General features: G+C 68.3%; 13 protein-coding genes. 3 read left to right on the forward strand and 10 right to left on the reverse strand.

The features are described 5' to 3' along the window. Positions 1-497 precede the first annotated feature (497 nt). The 4 genes from AB0J33_RS04235 to AB0J33_RS04250 are packed head-to-tail and all read right to left on the reverse strand — an operon-like array spanning position 498 to position 9,044. Positions 498-6,119, reverse strand: a complete 5,622-nt coding sequence (locus AB0J33_RS04235) for a S1 RNA-binding domain-containing protein (protein ID WP_363609654.1) — start codon at positions 6,117-6,119, stop codon at positions 498-500. Then, positions 6,107-7,168 (reverse strand): hypothetical protein, encoded by a 1,062-nt coding sequence (locus AB0J33_RS04240; RefSeq protein ID WP_363609656.1) that lies wholly within the window; start codon positions 7,166-7,168, stop codon positions 6,107-6,109. The genes AB0J33_RS04235 and AB0J33_RS04240 overlap by 13 nt, the downstream gene beginning before the upstream one ends. Next, positions 7,168-8,604, reverse strand: a complete 1,437-nt coding sequence (locus AB0J33_RS04245; RefSeq protein WP_363609658.1) for a hypothetical protein — start codon at positions 8,602-8,604, stop codon at positions 7,168-7,170. The genes AB0J33_RS04240 and AB0J33_RS04245 overlap by 1 nt, the downstream gene beginning before the upstream one ends. After that, the gene (locus AB0J33_RS04250) at positions 8,604-9,044 is read right to left on the reverse strand and encodes a hypothetical protein (protein WP_363609660.1); all 441 of its coding nucleotides are present in this window, start codon (positions 9,042-9,044) and stop codon (positions 8,604-8,606) included. The genes AB0J33_RS04245 and AB0J33_RS04250 overlap by 1 nt, the downstream gene beginning before the upstream one ends. Positions 9,045-9,415: 371 nt before the next feature. On the opposite strand from AB0J33_RS04250, the gene AB0J33_RS04255 reads away from it, so the two are divergent. Continuing rightward, positions 9,416-10,336 (forward strand): hypothetical protein, encoded by a 921-nt coding sequence (locus tag AB0J33_RS04255; protein ID WP_363609662.1) that lies wholly within the window; start codon positions 9,416-9,418, stop codon positions 10,334-10,336. 502 nt (positions 10,337-10,838) lie between these two features. On the opposite strand, the gene AB0J33_RS04260 is transcribed toward AB0J33_RS04255, so the two are convergent. Together AB0J33_RS04260 and AB0J33_RS04265 are read right to left on the reverse strand one after the other, a co-directional pair. Beyond that, positions 10,839-11,072 (reverse strand): hypothetical protein, encoded by a 234-nt coding sequence (locus AB0J33_RS04260; RefSeq protein WP_210868571.1) that lies wholly within the window; start codon positions 11,070-11,072, stop codon positions 10,839-10,841. A gap of 793 nt (positions 11,073-11,865) precedes the next feature. Then, positions 11,866-12,600 carry a hypothetical protein gene (locus tag AB0J33_RS04265; protein ID WP_363609664.1) on the reverse strand — a complete coding sequence of 245 codons (735 nt, stop codon included), beginning with the start codon at positions 12,598-12,600 and terminating at the stop codon, positions 11,866-11,868. A 72-nt stretch (positions 12,601-12,672) separates the two neighbouring features. Here AB0J33_RS04265 and AB0J33_RS04270 point away from each other — a divergent pair, with 72 nt between their 5' ends. Further along, complete coding sequence (locus AB0J33_RS04270) at positions 12,673-13,758, forward strand: Gfo/Idh/MocA family oxidoreductase (protein ID WP_363609666.1); 1,086 nt, start codon at positions 12,673-12,675, stop codon at positions 13,756-13,758. Between the two features lie 52 nt (positions 13,759-13,810). Here AB0J33_RS04270 and AB0J33_RS04275 read toward each other — a convergent pair whose 3' ends face one another. Together AB0J33_RS04275 and AB0J33_RS04280 are read right to left on the reverse strand one after the other, a co-directional pair. Beyond that, positions 13,811-14,590: a DUF4352 domain-containing protein gene (locus tag AB0J33_RS04275; RefSeq protein ID WP_363609668.1), complete on the reverse strand. Its 780-nt coding sequence runs from the start codon at positions 14,588-14,590 to the stop codon at positions 13,811-13,813. A 203-nt stretch (positions 14,591-14,793) separates the two neighbouring features. Next, entirely contained in the window at positions 14,794-15,450 is a 657-nt protein-coding gene (locus AB0J33_RS04280; protein ID WP_363609670.1) for a 4'-phosphopantetheinyl transferase superfamily protein, read from the reverse strand. Positions 15,451-15,648: 198 nt separating this feature from the next. Between AB0J33_RS04280 and AB0J33_RS04285 the strand changes: the two genes are divergently transcribed. Beyond that, positions 15,649-15,918: a hypothetical protein gene (locus tag AB0J33_RS04285; RefSeq protein WP_363609672.1), complete on the forward strand. Its 270-nt coding sequence runs from the start codon at positions 15,649-15,651 to the stop codon at positions 15,916-15,918. A 43-nt stretch (positions 15,919-15,961) separates the two neighbouring features. On the opposite strand, the gene AB0J33_RS04290 is transcribed toward AB0J33_RS04285, so the two are convergent. Beyond that, entirely contained in the window at positions 15,962-16,720 is a 759-nt protein-coding gene (locus AB0J33_RS04290) for a peptidase (RefSeq protein ID WP_363610218.1), read from the reverse strand. Positions 16,721-16,743: 23 nt separating this feature from the next. Then, positions 16,744-18,027 carry a VWA domain-containing protein gene (locus tag AB0J33_RS04295; protein WP_363609674.1) on the reverse strand — a complete coding sequence of 428 codons (1,284 nt, stop codon included), beginning with the start codon at positions 18,025-18,027 and terminating at the stop codon, positions 16,744-16,746. Between the last annotated feature and the right edge of the window lie 108 nt (positions 18,028-18,135).

An 18,135-nucleotide genomic window follows, 5' to 3' on the forward strand; every position in this document is an offset into this window, starting at 1 on the left:
CGCTACCCACTACTCCAGGTTCACGACCATGCGTCGGAGGGCACTGGGCAGCCACCGAATCACGGTCACTGTGCCGGACCGACCCCCGTTTACCCCCCGAAAACCCCTGCAAAGTGGCGACCGCCGGTGACAGGCGTCGACAAGCCATGGACCAGGTTTGCCCAGGTCAACGACAAATTTTGATGATCAATGACAAGCCTCGGGCCGTGACGTTCGCATCGAGGGGGTCAGAGGTTGACAACAAATGACAAGGCGCGATGAAATTCGAGAGTAGGAGGTCGTGGATTCAAATCCCTCGTTCGCGACGAGCAACTAGCCCTGACGCCGACGCGTGGTAATGGAGATTCGGTCGAACCCCAAACGTACACGATGGACGAGTTCCCTCCTTACCACGAGGCCATCGATCCGCGCCGGCAGGCCAGGCCGGGGCGAGGCCCGCTTGGTCTCGGGCGAGCACTACCGACGGTCGCTTGCTCCGGTCCGAAGTACAGTCAGTCTCAGAGGGACAGTTCGACTTGCCGCCGTTCGTCGTTGAAGGCGATGACGCGAGCCGACACCCGTTGGCCGAGGGTGACCACCGTGCTGGGGTGGTTGATCCGGTATGTGGCGAGCCGGCTGATGTGAATGATGCCGTTGGCGCCGCCGGCCAGATCGACGTAGACGAACGAGTTGTTCATGTTGCGGACGCTGCCCTGGACCACGGCGCCCACCACGTACCACAACTTGAACTGTTCGTACGGCGGGGGCAGCAGTACCTTGCGAGATAGCACCACAGTCTCGCGGTCGTCTTTTAACTCCACGATCTGAGCGGTGAGGCGGGTGCCGACTGGGAAGCTGGCGGCCAAGTCGTCGATCCGGGTGTGGTCGAGTTCACTGACGTGGATCCGGCCGGTGACTTGGTCTCCGAGGTCGAGGAAGACGAACGGGTGGGCGACCCGGATGACCACGCCGTCGACACGGTCGCCAGCACTGTGCCGATTGCGGTACGCCGCGTAGGGCTTCTGTATGAGGGCCTTGCGGGACAGTTCGACCTGTTCACGCTGGTCGTTGTAGCCCTTGATAAGTGCAAGCATCGTCTCGCCGCTGTGGACCAGGGCGGCGGCGTCCTCGACGCGTTCGTGCGCCAGGTCGCGGACGAAGACGATGCCGGTCACGCCGTCACCGAGGTCGACGTACACATGGGTAGGGGTGGCGAAGTCGACCATGCCGTACGCGGTGGTATGAACGGGGTGGGTCGCGCGGAACGATTCGTACGGGCTCGGTTGGAGCCGTTTCACCGAAAGCTGGACCTGCTTACGTCGGTCGTCGTATCCGATGATCTTGGCGGCGATTGTGTTGCCCTCACTGACTACGTCGGCGCATCCCGATAGCCGCTGATACGAGAGCTCGGAGATGTGCACGACGCCGTTAACGCCCGGTTCAACTTCGACGAAGACACGGCTGTCAGTGATCCGGCTGACGTTCGCCTCTATCAGCTCGCCGATCGGATGGTGGGCGGCGTAGCGCACGTACGGTTTCGGGGTGAGCTGGCGCATCGACAGTTCGATCTTGTCCGGTGGCTCGGGCACGGCGGTGACCAGGGCGCGGATGATCTCGCCTGGGGTGACCACCGTCGCGGGGTCCTCGACGAACGTCCAGCTCAGCTCCCGGATCGGGATCAGCCCTTCGAGGCCGGGGACGAGCTCGACGTAGACACCGTGCCCGGTGACGCGCAGCGCGCTGGCCTCGATCACCGAGCCGGCCGGATGCTGTTCGGTGTATCGCGACGTCAGCCGGCGCTGCTGCTCCAGTGGCGACTCGACGGCGATGACCACGTCAGCGGTGATCTCGACCGGCTCGGTGCGGGTGCCCGAGCGGTAAGCCGGTGCCTTGCCGAGGGCGACGTGGTGCGACCGCGCCCAGAACGACCACACCTCGCTCGTCCATTGCGGGTCGTCGCTGAGCTCGGCGAGGCGGATCGCTGCGGACCGCGACAGCGGCTTGTCGGAGCGGGCCAGTAGGACCGCGCCGGGCGGTGCGAACTCCTTGTCCTCGGTGTCGTCGTCCACGCCTGTCAGGTCGAGTTGCCGGTTCGAATGCCGGACGATGTCGCGCAGTTCGGCTAGGTCGAGGTCGCTGACGTCCAGCCGCGACTTGTCCCGGACGAGGTTGAGCAGCAGCGGCTGTCCGATGGTCATCGCCGGGGCTGCCTCGTCATTGGCTGTTGGTTGCGCCGGGAGGGTGACTAGGTGCCGGATCCCGCGTGCCGAGTCCCGATGCAGCAGGACCGCCTGCGCGTATCCTGCGTCGTTGGGCGGCTGGGACACGATGGCGTTGTACAGCTTGGTCCGGGCGGCGACCCGTCGGGTCGGGTTCGGCGCCTGGTACTCGATGCCGGATCCGGGCGATGCCTTGCTGAGATGCTGGTGCAGCAGCTCCAGCAGGGTGATGGTGTAGCAGTCCCGCGCGCGGGCCGGCATCACGGTGGCGACCAGGGTCGCGCCGGGCTGCAGCGAGTCTAGGAGGCCGTACGCGCCGTGGTGCAGCGACACCGCGATTTCGCGCCGCTTCTCCTGTAGGTCCGCGCGGTGGGTGCTGGCCTCGGCGAGCACGAACCGGCCCCGGCCGTCGACTCGTTCGAAGGACCGCAGGGCCCCTCCGTGGTGCCGCAGGGCGGGGCCGACGCGGACTTCGATCGGGTCGCCCGCTTGCACGCCTTGGTGCTGGGCGGGGTTGCCCTGGGCACCGTTTCGCCAATCCGGCCGCAGCTCTACCGTGACCTCGCCGTTGCCTGGCCGGTAGCTGGTGACCTCGTACCAGCGCTGCTCGTCGAGGGTGCGGCCTGGCACTAAGACGGGCGGCGTGGACACGTCGATGCCGCAGCGGGCGGCGGCCTGCCATTCGCGTACCGGGTCCTCGCGGGCGGCTGCCGTTGGTTCTCGGCGGCTTAGTTGCTCGCATGCCTCGGTGCGGCCGGCAAGGCAGCGTGGGCATGCTCCACAGGCCGCGTATGCGTCGACCTCAAGATCGTTGCGCCGGAAGGCGTTCTCGCGCAGCGTGTGCTCGTCGGCGTATCCGATCCGGCCGGTCTGGGGGCGCAGTTCGCCGTCGCTGTCAGCTCGGGTGGCCTCGGCGTCGTCAGGGTCGGCGCGTCGGCTAAGGCGCCGGCGGCCGGGAGTGGTCTCACCCACGGGCTGCGGGAATGGCTCGATCGTGGCCAGCACCTCGTCGATGGCGGTTTCTGGAGCTTCTTTCCCGCCAGTGGAAGTGCGTAGTCGGATCCGCTGGCCGACCGGCCAACTCGCGAGGATCGCCAGGTGCCGGCCCAGGTCGGGCCGAGTCGGGGCGTGCCGGGACGCGGCCACCACCATTCGGATGGCGTCGGCGGTGCCGGTGGGCTGTGCCGAGCCCGGCTCGGCCAGCGCCCAGGGCTGCGCGATCACCAGGTTGGAGATGCGGCTGTCTGTGCGTGCCTCGCGGCGCCGCAGCGCGATCACCTCGGTGGCGGCGGGCACCACTAGGGTGTCGTCCTCTAACGCGAACGCGGTGTCCTCGCCGGCCTGCGGATCGGCCCTGCCGAAGAGCCCGTCATCGGTGCGCCGGAACCGGTGCCCGGCCAGTGAACGGGTGAGCACGCCGCGGACTCGGTCGATCACCGACAGTTCAAGGAAGCGTTTGACCTCGTCCTTCATAGCCGGGGACAAGGCGGCGAGGATCTGTTGGCGCTTCTGCGCGGTCTCCAGCAGCAGGTCGTGGTTGAGCCACCACTGCCGGGCCCAGCGCTCCCGGGCCCCGGACGGTTCCCAGGGGGCGCTCGCCGGGTCGGCTGCGTCCCAGGCCGCCGCGATCAGCAGCACCAGTTCGGCGTCGTCGGCACAGAGCGAGGCGAGGCCGCGATGCCGGTCGGCAGCCTCCAGCCGCCATTCGTCCGGCCACTCCGGGTCGTCCTGCAGGAGACCACGACGGCCGACGAGGCGGGTATCTTCCAGCAGCGCAAGGACGGTGGCGACTTCAGGTACGCAGGTGAGGCGGTCCGCGTACAAGATGGCGAGTGCGCTGCCCGTGGAACCCAGCCCCTGAAACCGGATCAGCTCCCGGCCGAACGACGTGGGGTGACCATCGCTGTCGACCGCGCCGCCGGCACGCAGCGCCGCGTCGGCGCGGACCAGCTCGCGCTGAAAGGTCCGCATTGCCTGCCGGGCGGTGTCGTCGAGTTCGGTCGTGGTCGGCTCGAACGCCGCGGGCCAGGGGAAGGTGAGTACGTCATCGATGCCGCCCATCCGGGCGGTCATTACCAGCGCTTCCAGGTTCTCCCGGGTGGAGCCAGGCGGCGTGTCCTCGGCAAGGTCGAGGTACTGCCCTTTGGTATAGAGCGGGAACACCCAGCCGGGCGCCTTTCGGCCGACCCGCCCCCAGCGCTGTTTGATGCCGGCCTGGCTGTGGGGCTTGGTCGGGATGTCGCCCTTGGCAAGTTCCGGATCCCACTCGGACTGGGCGATGACGCCGCTGTCCACGACGAACCGGACGCCCTCGACGGTCAACGACGTCTCGGCCAGGTTTGTCGAGATGACGATCTTGCGGGGGTCCCCCTTGCGACGCTTGGCCAGGGCGGCACGCTGCTGTTCTTTGCCCAGCGTGGAGATGAGCGGGAAGACGTGTCCTTCGTACGCCCGGCCGAGCTGCCGTTCGATCTCGGCGCAGACCAGCTCGATGGTCCGCCGAGTAGGCAGGAAGCCCAGGACGTCGCCGTAGATGCCGCGTTCGTCTAGGCCCTTGGCCAACCGGACGATGAACTCCGTCATCTCGGCGGGCATCCGCTCGCGCCACCGTTCGGCCGGCACCTGGCCGGTGTAGCGCAGGTCCAGCAGCTGGGCCGTGGTGTGCCAGACGTCCTCGCGGTAGCCAATGTCGTCCGGGTCCAGGACGTCGTCCTCGTCGAGCGGCGGCGCGTGCCGGGTGGGCCAGTGCCGACGCAGGAACTCCTTCTCGTCGCGGGGGTGCTGGCCCGACAACGGCAGCGATTCATCGCGCCACCGCTCCAGCGCGTCGTCCTCGCCGGGTTCCGGCGTGTCGAGGGCGGGGAACAGCGGCATGCCGTAGCCAAAAGGCTTCTCTGCCGGTACCTCCATCACATGTGCGACCTCGGGGCCGCCAAAGAACTCCTGATAGAACTCGACGTTGAAGGTCGCCGAGGTGATGATCACCCGTAGATGCGGGTAACGGTCCAATTCCCGGCGCAGGAAACCCATGATGAAGTCGATGTTGGTGCTGCGCTCGTGCGCCTCGTCGACGATGAGAGTGCCGATCCGGCTGAGCCGCCCCTCCCGCAGCCAGTTGATCATCGTGCCGTCGGTAACATAGATCAGCTCGCATGCCTCGTCGTGGGCCCGGTCGCCAGAGACCTGATAGCCCACCGGGTAGCCGGGACCAACCCCACCAGCGCCGGACATCACCGCGCCCACGAACGTCGCCACCCCCACCGCAGCCTGCACTCGCGGTTCCGTCACGATGATCGGCCCGAGTTCGGTGAGACGTCCGAACGGGGCATCCGCTGGCAGGCCGGCCAGCGACTCCGACGGCGGGTCCATCAACCGGTACGGCGCAAACGTCGACTTCCCCGTACCGGTCCCCGCCTTAAGGATCAGCACTCGCCGCTCCCGCAACAGCCGGATCATCTCGACGATGTGCTCATCGGTCATGCCGACGTTGACCTTCTGCAGGTCGTAGCTGGTGTTCTCGACGATCTCGTGCACCGTCGGTAGCGGCCCCAAGCCGCCTAGCGGCCCGGTCGGGTTGGTGCGGTCGGCGATCTCACCGACCGTCTCCAGGTCGATGTACGCCACCGCTATGCCCTGGATGTACGTGCGGTGCCGCTGCCGGTGCTCCCGGCACCGGTCTGACCGCGATCCGCCCCGCTCGATAACGTTGCGTGCCCAGTTCTCGTTGTAGGTGGCCTTGTCGCGGCGCCGCTGAAGCTCGGCGCGAACCGTCGCCAGCCGCTTGCGGTTTCGCCCGGATGCCCCCTCCAGCGTGGCGACTTCCCGCTCCAGCCGCTCCACCTCGCGTTGGCACTCCTTGCAGACGAACGCCCGCATGTGCGAGGTGGACGCGCCGCGATGCCGCTCGGTCACATCGTCCATGGCGTCCCCTTCCGGAACGGCGAGCTGTCGACAGTGATCCTGACCGACCGATCCCGCGCGCCGGCCACCGACGCACCGTCGTAGTACATCGGCTGCACCGCCACGCTTCGCGGACGCGCCAACAGGTGGTCGGCGAGCGCCTTGTAGAAGCCGACCACCGCGGCCTCCAGACCAGTCTGGTACAGGTCGAGCCGCACTCGGGAGCCGTGCCGGGCGAGCTCGTCGAGCTGCTGCCGGGTGATGTCGTAGACGAGGTCATCAGTCTGTGCACCCGGGCGTGGCCGGGAGATCTCCGCGTTTCGCAGCCACGCGCCGTCCACCGCGGCATCCATCTCGGTATGTCGGATGGAAAGTAGGGCGAACCGCAGTGTGAGGTCACTTGGCTCCAGCTGGCCGCGCAGCGGCAGCGCCCGCAACGGCATCGGATTCGCTGACCGTGACCCGTCCCGGTACTCCACCGGTACGCGACGCGCCGGTACGCCTGGCTCGGCGCCCGCAAACTCCCGCAGCATCTCGGTTACCGCCGAGTTGTTGATGCCGCTCGGCGCGATCGGCCGCGGCTTAGGCGCGGACAGTGCCTCGCAGATCTGCGCCCGGAACCGCGCCTCGACGGCCTGACGACCGCGGACGCCTCCGGAATCCCAGCGCTCGGCGGGATCCGGCGCGGACTGCGCGTCACTCGGTCTCACCGTGGCGCCGGCATCCAGCGGTTCCACGACCAACACGGGCACGAGTCCCCGCGCCACGATGGCGGTGGCCGCCGCACGCACGCTGGCCGGCATTTCGCCCGGCCACCGGGCAGGATCATCCCCCACCAGAGTGACCTCCGCGCAGGCTGCGGGGTCCGGCAGCGGCATTCGCCGCGCCGGGTCCACGCCTGCGGCCCGCTGCTCCAGGCGCGTCATCAGCGCCTCGAACCGGGCGATGTCGGTGCGGTCACCCGGCTCCGCCTTACGGGCGCGGCTAGCCGCCGACTCGATGTCCTTGATCAGCCGGGCGAGCGTGTCGTCCTTTACCACCCCAGCCAGGCAGGCCGCCTCGGTCGCCATCAGCGGGAAATCCTCGAACTCAGCAAGCGGGCCTCAATGCCTTTGTCGATGTCGGGCAGCCGCTCTGGGCAGCGCAGCAGCGCCACACCGGCGGGCAACTCCGGCGCCGCCACGTCGGCGGGCACCACCACCGCATCCACCACACCTGGTGCGGGCGGCGGCCCAAAAGGTCGGACGGTCAGCGTGCCTTCGCAGGTCACGCCATGCGTCCAGGGGACTGTTCCACCTCGTGGCAGGCCACTAAAGGTCACCACGCCGGTCTCGTCGTCGATGCTCCAGGTGACCCCGTTGTTCCGGTCCTCGACGACGCGGGCCTCGCCATGACCGGCCCCGGCCGCGTCGGTCGAGTTGAGCCGCCGGAATAACATCCCGATCATCACTGCGGCGCGGCACACCACGGACTCCGACTGTCGCGCGCCGCGCTGCTGCCACGATGCGCCGCCGGCCAGGATGGACGCGACCCGAGCGGTGGTCGCCAACAGGTAGTCCAGCTCGATCTCTCGCCACACCTGCGATAACAGCGTGAAGCAGATCCGTTCCGGGCTGATCCCGTACGTTGTGATCGCTATCCGGACATGGGCGGAGAGCTGGTCCGGCATCGGGGTGATCGCTAGGAAGAGGTCCCGTGCCTCGACCGGGGTGATCGCGGCCGGGTCCTCGGCGCCGAGCGGCACGCCAACAGTCCGGCCGAACCGGCGCAGGCTCGCCGGCACCCGCCTCTCCGGATGTCCGGGGTAGAACCGCTGCCGGTTGTTCGCCAATACCCGGGCGTCCCGGTCGAACCGGATCTCCATGGTGCCGCCGTTGCGGAACGCGTCGCACAGTGTCAGCGCGGCCAGCGCCCGGTTGCCCTCGTGCGCGGCGACGTGCGGCACCTCGCAGGTTTGCCAGGCGACCACTGACAGGCCGTCGAATGCGGAGTCCTGCGCGATCGCGGCCAAGCCGACAATTACGTTCTGGCAGGCGATGCGGACCGGACGGACCACGAAGTCGCGTGGCCGCTTCTCCGCCCGCAGGTATGTATCCTTGTACGCCGGCCCGATCTCGTCGAGCATCCGGCGAAGGCCCTCCCCGCGAGCCGCAAGCTCTTCGTTTATCGACGCGACATACGCGAGCGGGTCGACGTCCAGCAAGCGCAGCTGAAACTGAGGGTCTACGTCGGCCAGGTGCAGACGCAGCACGTCGCCAGCACGGGCGGGACCCCAGTCGGCGAGCGCCGCACAGGCGATCGAGCCGTTATCGACCACGGCCAGCGGAAGCAACTCCCGGGGAAGGTCGACGCCAAAGCGTGCGAGCAGCGCGTACGCGTCCGACACCGACATGGCGGAGTCGTTTGCGTGCGGAGTGATTAGCATCCGGGCAACCTCCGTCGGCCAGGAGATCGCGTAGACCCGCCCGAGGCTCTGCGCTACTGGATTCGCCTCGGTAAGCGCCATCACGGCCACTGCTCCTCGCGCGGACCGAGCGGAAGCGCGTTCATCACATCAACCAGCGCCGAGATGCATTGGTTGACGACGTTTCCGGGGGGATCGTCCGGGAGTTCCATCCTGATCGGGTGTTGGTCTTTCCTGTTCGCGCTCCAAGTCCGGTCAGTCACGACAAGAATGACGGTCTTATCCTTCTCATCGTGGATGACGTGGATATGCCGGTTCGGGTCCACGGTCGGCTGCTCGTCTGGCCCGATGAAGTAGTCGATTTTCGACGCAGGAACCTCGGCGTCTAGGCTCTCCCCTTTCGCGCCGTAATAGTACATTTGCCCTACTTCCTGAAGTTCTCCATCCACGCGGTCGCGGCCCCATCGCCTGCTTTCGGGTGCACGCGGCAGGCGGACTGGAGGCCGAGGTGCCACGTGCGCCGCCTTGATCAGATCGGTCATGACTTGTTCAACCGGGACCGGGTCGGATGACAAGTGTTCCCGGCTGACCTCGTTATTGCCGCACCCCATCTGTCCCTCACACCTTTACACATTCGCTCGAGCCGCGATTTCCAAGTGAACTCACAGCAGGACGATACGTAGAGCAGTACGAATGGTGGATTGTTATCATATGCTTGAGCGTCAATGAGCGACGCGCGCCGATCACGGCCGCCCAACAAGTTGGCCGACACTCTGGCAATCCTCCGAACGGGTGAAGAGATGTCCTCCAAATCGTCTTGACGGCGGCGGCGTCTCGCGTTTTCACTTCACTACAATTGCCCACGCATCACATCACCCAAGTGTCCCCAGTACGTCCCCGGAAGGAGACGTGGATGGACGCCAACGGTCAGCAGCGGCGCGTGGCCGCGACCGGGGCGCTGCTGCGACAGCTGCTAGGAAGCCGGCCGGCCTATGTACGGGCGTGGCGGGTGCATGGAGATCGACAACGCGGCGAGATCAACCAGCGAGCCGTAGCGAAGGTGATCGCCCTTCATCTTTGGGAGGAGGGCGTCCGGCCCGACACCGAGATCACGTTACCGTTGAAACTGAAGAATCTCGTAAACCGCGCGTTGACTGGCCAGCGACTCACCGCTTCCACGTTGGAGCAGTTCATCGACGCCTTCGCGATGCCGGAGGAGGACCAGCGGGAGCTGTGGCGCACCTACTTGGGCGCCGAGGGCATCGCGCAGACCGTGTCCGTCCCCCGAGGTATGGCTCGCCGGCAATGGCACAGAACGGTGTCCTTATTTGAGCGGTACTACGTTGACGGCGAGCGCAACCTCGCCCTGCGCCGGACCGTTCAGTGCATCGAGGCCAAGGAGGATGGCGTCGACAGCTATTTGTTCAACCACGAGTCCTCTGTAACTGAGATCAACGTTGTCCACGGCGGCCGGATCGGCCGGCACTACGAGTACGCCGGCGGCTTGATAGCAGACGACATCGTGCTGGAGCACGTTCTCAGCGCTGGCGAACGTGCTGGCTTGGAGTACACCAGCCGCTACGAGTCCGGCAACGGCGTCACCGAGGTACGTCGCCCAGCACGCGGACGCACAGCGAATGTCACTCTCGCGGTCCATTTTGCGCCGCCGGTTTTCCCCACATATGTATGGTTCTCCGTTTGGGCAGACCACATACTTGGCCAGCCAGTAGAAGATCGGAAGGTGCGGCTTCAGCCGTCTGGTACGGCAAGCATATGCCTGCCTTATATGGAGCAGACTGTCATCGGCTTCCGCTGGCGATGGCCGGAGACGTAAGCGGGATGTCCGTGGTTCACGCTATCGACATGACGGATCTGCTGTCGGATTTGGCCTTCGTAGCCGATGTCCTCTCCTGTCTCATCGCGCTCATCCAAATTGCCTGCCCTGCGATGCGTATCGCTCGTCGGCGCCTGCACTTCAGTCGCCAACGCTCGAAGCGCAAGGCGTCTTCGCCCGCTAGTTCGCATGCAGCCCCAGTCACCATCCCTGACTCGAACAGCCACGTGACACTCCCAGCCATAAATGAACCCACATAATGCACGGGTAGTCACCGTTGACCGTAACCAACACCACCGGATGTGTCGCCGCAGTCGGCAGCCGGCTATCAAAGGAGAATGTACAGGCGCAGTTCTTCGTAGCCTGGCCCCCTTCAGTGCAGTGCTAAGCACGTGTCCTCATTTCTAAATGAGGGCGAGGTGCGGCAAATAACGGGACGGGCTCCGCTTACGCGAAGCCCGTCCCAGAACACAGTGTCGGTCGGAAGGAAGAACTACCTATATCACGACCAAGGCGAGCCGCCGACGTCGATGTTCGGCTTGCCGACCGCTCCGATGATGGCGGTCCAGCCGAGCGGGTTCTCCGCGACCGGGGGCCGGTTGTAGCCGTTCTGGTGGTTGTAGTGACCGTGGCCGAAGCCGTCGGGGTGGCCCACCCCACCGTAGTAGGTGTGCATCTGGCCGTTTGGGTACAGAACGAACTTGTTGCCAGTGTCCATGGCTTCCCTTTCGCTCATCGGGGCGTCCAGTCAAGCCCCGCCTGCCCAGATCGCATCAGCCCTATGTCCCCAGTACGTCCCCGGGCAGGCAATCAGCGGAAGATCACCATTAAGATCAAGCGTCCTCGACTTAAGGCGGGACCGGGCGCCGGGCGATGAGCCCCCCGTTTACCCCCCGAAAACCCTCGCCCAGCGTCGACAACCGGTGACAGGCAACGATCACAGCCGTCTTCTGTTATGCCAGGTCAGCCACAAGAGCCGACAACGGACGACAAGGCGAAGATCGTTACTGACGGTAAGAGGGGGTCAGGGGTTCAAATCCCCTCAGCTCCACCAAGAAACAGCAGGTCAAGGCGGGTTCCGGATGACGGGGAACCCGCCTTGATCGTTTGTCCGTCGCTCGTCCGTGGGACGGAGCCCCAGTCCGTGGCACGTGCCGGCGGAAGTTAAGCCGAACGGCTGAGTTCGACGGAGGCGGTGGCCCCAAACGTGAGGTTGCGCAGCGGTCGAGTGCTGCGGCAAGTCAGTGCGGCCGAGCCATGCGGCGGTCCGACGATGTTTCCCGCCGATCACCAAGCCGCCGCATATCGAACGCCACAGGCCCGCGAACCGAACATCGTCGAGCCGCAGATCGAAAGCGGACCTATCCGCAGATCGCAACCCCGCCGGTTGTCATGACTCGTGCCCACACCGCACGTGATCGCCTCGGCTCGTCGATCAAGCAGTTGTGGTGGGTGACAAAGGGGTCACCACGGCATCATGCCGGCACCACAACTCCATGATCGACGGGGTGGGGGCGTGGCGGGGCTGGTTAGGAGAAGCGTTCGGTTGTTACCGGTATCAGGCCGTGCTTCCGCAAAGCGTTCGTCAGGGCGGACAGGACCGGATACACCGCCTCGGCGGCAGCGGTTCGTAGTAGGACGGTCAGGTCTAGACACCAGGCGGGGGTGTGACCGACCCGTCGCAGGTCCCAGGTGAACCGGTCCCCGCCCCTGTCGAGACGACCGCTCGCGACCGAAGTGCCGGTGCCATCGACGGGCGTCCGCCAGGCCGCCCGGAGGCTCGCCACCTGCTCGGCGTGGAGATCCTTGGCGAAGAGGACGCGGTACACCCGCCGCTCGTGGAAGCCGGCCGGTGGCTGTGCGGGGCCGAGCCGCAGCGGCGGGGCGCTGGGCATCGGTTGGTGGTCGAGGAAGTACGTCCGCAGCACCGCTTCGTCCGGCAGTCGACCGGCACCGAGCCTGCGATAGACGGTCTCGGCCTCCGGGCGGCTGCTGGGCACCACCCGCGCCAGCACCTCCGGGTCGGTGCGCATGCCGCGGCTCAGTGCGGCGGAACTCCACCAGCCGACCTCCGGCGTCCAGCCGGCGCTGTCCAGCCCCGTCGTGGTGAAGTCGCGGTGGCGGGTGAACTCCTCCACGACGATCCCCTCCACGCTCTCGATCGACGTCGGGTCGTCGCGCCGCCTCAGAACGAGGTAGTAGTCCAGGGGCGGCCGTCGAGCGGCCACCTCGACGGGCGCGGCGGGAAGCGCATCGGCGGTCACGACCGCCACCGTAGCGATGGGCCACGGCCTCCGGAAGCGGCTAGCATCCGGGTCCCGACGTGAGGAGCCCAGATGACTTCGGCGACCCAGACCCGGTTCGGCCTCGTCGGCAGTGGCTGGCGAGGGGAGTTCTTCCTTCGCCTGGCTCGGCTGCTGCCCGAGCGGTTCCGGGTGACCGGGGTGGTGACGCGTACCGAATCTCGCGGGGAGGCCGTGACGGCCGACTGGGGCGTGCCGACCTTCCGCACGACGGCGGAGTTGCTCGCCCACGAACGGCCGGACTTCGTCATCGTGTCGGTGCCGTGGCCGGTGACACCCGAGGCGACCCGGGAACTGGTCGCGGCCGGCGTACCGGTGCTCGCCGAGACGCCGCCCGCCCCCGACCTGGCGGGTCTGCGTGCGCTGTGGGCCGACGTCGGCGGCAGCGGTCTGGTGCAGGTCGCCGAGCAGTACCTGCTGATGCCCGGGCACGCGGCGCGGCTGTCGTTGGTGCGCGCCGGGGTGCTCGGTGAGCCGACCTCGGTGCAGGTCTCGTCGACCCACCTTTACCACGCGGTCTCGCTGATCCGTGGCCTGCTCGGGGTCGGTCACCAGAGCGCCGAGGTCAACGCGCGTGCCTTCGTCGCGCCGCTGGCCGATCCGCTGTCGCCGTCCGGCTGGAGCGGCGACGACACCCCGCAGCAACTGACCACCACCCTCGCGACCATCGACTTCGGCGGGCGGATGGGGTTGTACGACTTCACCGACAACCAGTGGTGGAACCCGCTGCGTACCCGTCGGTTGGTGGTCCGGGGCTCGCTCGGTGAGCTGGTCGACGACCGGGTGGTCCGCCTGGTCGACCCGACCACACCGGTGGAGTCGGCCCTGACGCGGCGGCAGACCGGCCTCGACCTCAACCTGGAGGGGCTCGACCTGAAGCACATCAGCTTCGACGGCGACGTGGTCTACCGCAATCCGTTCGTCGGCAGTGGACTGTCCGACGACGACATCGCGGTGGCGGACATCGTCGCCCGCGCCGGCGCGTGGGCCCGGGAGGAGGGCCCGGCGCCGTATCCGCTCGCCGAGGCCTGCCAGGACCACCTGATCAGCCTCGCCATCGAGGAATCGGTACGCACCGGCGGGCCGGTCGTCACCGTCGAGGAGGCGTGGGCCCGGTAGGCCCAGACGAACGCGGGGCTGGCCCGGTCGGACCAGCCCCGCGCCCGGACGCTCACGGCTTCCAGGAACCGGCGGTCTGGAAGTGGTACTGGTATTCCAGCGCGCCCGACGTGTCGTGCACGTCGAACACCACGCTCCCGCTGCGTTTCGTGCCGGCGGTCAGGTCGTCGCTGGCCGGCATCGGCTTGCCGCAGCCGGAGAACGCCCCACCGATCGCGGTGGCCTTGGTGCCGTCGGCGGCGACCCACTGGAAGTAGAGCGGGTTCGTCGAGGCGGTGCCCCTGGTGACGGTGACGGTCACGTCGGCGATCACGTACACACCCGCGCCCGGCTTCAGTCCGTGGGACTTGCAGGGTTTGGTGGCACTGCTGAACTTCGTCACGGTGATCTCGACGGTGCCGTCGTCGCCGTCGATGACCAGGGTGTCGCCGGGCGACATGGTGCGGGTGTTGTCGCTCTGCGGCGTCGGCGAGGTCGACGGGGAGGCGCTGGCCTGTGCCTCGCTCACGTGGGTCGTGGCGCGGTTGGTGCCGATGACGACCGCCACGATGCCACCGGCGCAACTGAGCAGGGTGAGGACCGCCGCGGTGACGGCGACGACCACTGCCGAGGTCTTGGAGCGGTTCGTCTGCACCGGTGGTGGCGCGATGATCGGGTAGCCCGGACCTCCGGGTATCCGGTATCCGCTGCCCGCGTCCACCTGTCCGCCAGCCGCCGGATACGCAGCGCCCGAGAACGGCGGCTGCGGTGTCGCCGCGAACGGACGGGTCGGCGGCTGCGTGTTCGGTTGCTGGGGGTCCTGCGGCCCGACGGGGGGCTGGGGGTGGGTCACCGTACTCCTTGACGCCTCGGTACGTGCGGTGCGGGAACCAGTCGACGTTACCGTGGGTGGCGACGCGCCCGAGCGCCGCGCCGGGCGGCATCCCATCGACGGTAGTGATGTGCCGCACTGGCCAGCATGGACGGTGGTCGGTCGGTCACCGAGCGCCAATCTGGGTCGGTGTTCCATTCATTGCCATGAGTGACCAGTGGAGGTCAGCGCAGTGGCAACACGGCGGCGGTGCGAACCAGCCCGTCGGCGACCACGAAGCGGCCGGTGATCGACGTCGGCGGGTCGTCGACCCCCGCCGCGTCCACCCGGGCCGGTGCGATGCGGGCGACGAACGTGCCGGCGTCCGGATCGATGTCGAGTCGGGCGTCGAGGAAGTCCAGCCAGCTGCGGACGACCGGGTGCCACACCTTGTAGACCGTCTCCTTCGCACTGAACAGCACCACCGGCCAGCGGATGCTCCTGGGCAGCCGTGCGCAGGCGGCCTCCTCCTCGGGCAGCAGCACGAGTTTGCGTACTCCCGGACTGAGCTCGCGGTGCTGCTCGGCATCCATCCCGACCGACCTGATGTCGGTGGTGTACGCCGCGGCGGCGGCGCAGTAGCCGGCGGTGTGGGTGATGCTGCCGACGACCCCGGCCGGCCAGACCGGCCCGCGGTCGGCGGCGGCTGGCACGGCGGTCGTGGGTAGACCGAGGTCGCGCAGAGCGCGGCGGGCGCAGGATCGCCCCGCGGTGAAGTCCCGCCGACGGGAATGCACGGCCCGCTCGCCGAGACATGCCTGCTCAGCGGGGAGCAACTCGCCCGTCCAATCCTCCGGACCGGCGACGGCCACCGCTACCGTCGAGGGCAGCAGGTCACGCATCGCTGCGGCCTACTCGTCGGTAGGAATGGCGCATCGGGTCAACCGTCAACTTTCCGACTCCCACGACTGCTGAAGGTACCGCAAAGATGTAACACCGGAGGGACGCGCAGCGCCCTCCCTGATGGCTCCGGGGGGACCACCATCAATGCTGGCCGGCTGGGCAGCCGCCAGTCCCGTGGACATCTGGAAGGACGTGCGATGACCGATGGTGCGGAACGGCCGGGGGTGCGGGCTGACGAGCACGCCCCGAAGACCCCCTGCTGGAGCTGCGGCTCCTGCGGTGACGAGTGGCCGTGCGCGACGAAGCGCACCCGGCTGCTGGCGGAGTACGGGGGTGATCGCGCCATGCTCAGCGTCTACCTGGGCTCCTGCCTCGCCGCTGCCACGGAGGATCTGCGCGCCGCCCCGGTGATGTCGCTTCAGGACCGGTTCATCGGCTGGTTACCGCGCGGCACCCGACCCAGCTGAGCCGCTGGTGGCCCCGCGAACGGCGGGGCCACCAGAGCGGCGTTCAGCGAAGCCGGGGGCGCCGGGTCAGCGCGAAGCCGAACACCCCGGCCACCGCGGCGAGCACACCGCCGATACCGGTCCAGACCCAGCGCGAGCCGAGGTCCGGCAGCCAGTCCGTCAGCGGGTCGCTCTCGTCGTCGGCCTCCGCGTCCACCGGGGGTACGGCGTTGAGCACCGTGCCGGCCTTGGTGTTCGGCACCAGCGGCGCGGCCAACTCGCCGTCGTCGGCCGAGGCGCCCCGGTCGGCGACGCTGCCGACCAGCAGGTCCACGTCGATCGGCGCACCCAGGTCCGGCTCCGGCAGGTCGATCACGGAGAGCCGGACGACGTACGTGCCGGGCAGTGGATCGGCCGACCACGGCTCCGCCCACGGTCGCACCTCGCGCAGCGTGCAGCCCAGCACCACGCTCGACGCCTTCGCGTCCACGGTCGGCGTCTGGGCCCCCGCCGTGCACGCCTGCCGTCGACGCAGCCCGTCGAAGACGTCCACCGTCCAGGTCGAGGCGCCGCTGCGTCCCTTCGGGAAGGTGACGGTGGCGCTGATCTCGTGCACCTGGCCGGCCGTCGCCGGGAACGACCAGTACAGGTGGTCACCGACCGAGGCGTCCACCCGTACCGGCTGCCCCGCGGTGATCGGGGTGGCGGAGAGGAACGACGTCCCGGCACGGTTCACCGGCGTGGCACCCGGCGAGGGGGTCGGGGCCGCGACGGCCGCGGCGGGAAGCAGGGTGACCCCGCCGGCGGCGAGCAGAGCCACCATTGACCGGAACAGTGCGGTACGCATCAGTTCTCCCTCCAGGTGGCGACCCACCAGCGGGTGAGTAGGCCGGCGAGCAGACCGGCGATCAGCCCGACGACGGTGAGCAGGGCAAGCAGCACCCAGCCCCGGCCGAGGTCCGGCCCGTCCGGTGCGGGTGCGGCGTCTACCACGTCGATGGTCAGCTCCACCGGCATGCCCGGGGTCGCCGCGGTGCCGGGACGCGGGGCGAACGAGTTGCTCACCACCAGGCAGACGGTGGTGGGCTCGACGACGGGTGCGGCGCTCTCCTCGGCCTCTGCGGCATCCTCGTCGTCGGCGGTGGCCGACCAGCGCAGCCCGGCGGAGAGCACGTCGGCTCGTCCGCTGCCGGCGTCGGCGCCCCGGACGAGTTCCCGGCCGTCGGCCGCGGTGGCCCGCAGCAGCACCCCGTAGTCCCGGTTGACGGCGCGGTCCAGCGACATGCTCACCGAAGCCCGCAGTTCCTGTCCGGGGCGGATCGGCACCCGGTAGTAGCGGTGCTCGGAGAACGCCTCCCGGTCGGCGTAGACGCCGGGGGCGAGCAGCGGCGCCGAGTCGCAGGCGTTCGTGCCGCCGACCACGGTCGGTGCCCGGGTGTGCGTGTCGCCGGCGCGTTCGACGAGCTGCTTGATCCGGCCGGTCAGCTCCTCGGCGCTCTGCGCGGCGGTGTAGGTCCCGCCGGTCGCGCTGGCGATGCAGAGCAGTTGCCGGCGTACCTTCTCATCGGGGGCCAGGCCGAGGGTGTCGACGACCAGGCTGGTTCCCTGGGCGGCCAGTTCCCGGGCCACCTCGCAGGGGTCCGGTGGGGCGCAGGTGTCCTCGCCGTCGGTGATCAGCACGATCCGGCGGGTGGTGGTCCCGGTGCCCAGATCCTGGGCGGCGGAGCGCAGCGCCAGCCCGACCGGGGTGAAGCCGGTCGGTCGCAGGGTCGCCACCGCCGCCTTGGCCGCGGACCGGTCGACCGGGCCGACCGGCACGATCTGCTGCGTGTCCTGGCAACCGACCTTCTTGTCCTTGCCCCGGTAGGTCGCGCCGAGCACCCGGATGCCGAGCTGGGTCTCCTCCGGTAGCGCGTCCACGACCTCGTTGAAGGCCTGTTGGGCGACGGAGATCCGACTGCGCCCGTCGATGTCGGCGGCGCGCATCGACCCGCTGACGTCGAGCACCAGCTCGACCCGGGGCGGCTCGGGCACCGGTTCCTCGTCGGCCTGCGCCGGAGCGGGCCCGGCCAGTGCGGTGGTCGCCAGCAGTCCGAGAAGGACAGCCGTCGATCGTCTGATGTTGATCACGGCCCGCAGTGTAGTGAGATCCACTTTGGATGATCATTGGGGTGGCGCCGCGTACGTCCCCGCACGGGGGCGGCGATCACCTTCGACCGGCCAGGTCCGCGCTCTGGG

This window comes from Micromonospora sp. NPDC049645, assembly GCF_040675155.1.
In the GTDB taxonomy this organism is placed as follows: Bacteria; Actinomycetota; Actinomycetes; order Mycobacteriales; family Micromonosporaceae; genus Micromonospora.

Bases quoted from the DNA above. Each gene is read 5' to 3' on its own strand.
- AB0J33_RS04240 (WP_363609656.1), bottom strand. From the start codon at position 7,168: ATGGCGACCGAGGCGGCCTGCCTGGCTGGGGTGGTAAAGGACGACACG.
- AB0J33_RS04290 (WP_363610218.1), bottom strand. From the start codon at position 16,720: ATGGTGGCTCTGCTCGCCGCCGGCGGGGTCACCCTGCTTCCCGCCGCG.
- AB0J33_RS04235 (WP_363609654.1), bottom strand. From the start codon at position 6,119: ATGGACGATGTGACCGAGCGGCATCGCGGCGCGTCCACCTCGCACATG.
- AB0J33_RS04285 (WP_363609672.1), top strand. From the start codon at position 15,649: ATGACCGATGGTGCGGAACGGCCGGGGGTGCGGGCTGACGAGCACGCC.
- AB0J33_RS04250 (WP_363609660.1), bottom strand. From the start codon at position 9,044: ATGACCGATCTGATCAAGGCGGCGCACGTGGCACCTCGGCCTCCAGTC.
- AB0J33_RS04260 (WP_210868571.1), bottom strand. From the start codon at position 11,072: ATGAGCGAAAGGGAAGCCATGGACACTGGCAACAAGTTCGTTCTGTAC.
- AB0J33_RS04270 (WP_363609666.1), top strand. From the start codon at position 12,673: ATGACTTCGGCGACCCAGACCCGGTTCGGCCTCGTCGGCAGTGGCTGG.
- AB0J33_RS04280 (WP_363609670.1), bottom strand. From the start codon at position 15,450: ATGCGTGACCTGCTGCCCTCGACGGTAGCGGTGGCCGTCGCCGGTCCG.
- AB0J33_RS04245 (WP_363609658.1), bottom strand. From the start codon at position 8,604: ATGGCGCTTACCGAGGCGAATCCAGTAGCGCAGAGCCTCGGGCGGGTC.
- AB0J33_RS04255 (WP_363609662.1), top strand. From the start codon at position 9,416: ATGGACGCCAACGGTCAGCAGCGGCGCGTGGCCGCGACCGGGGCGCTG.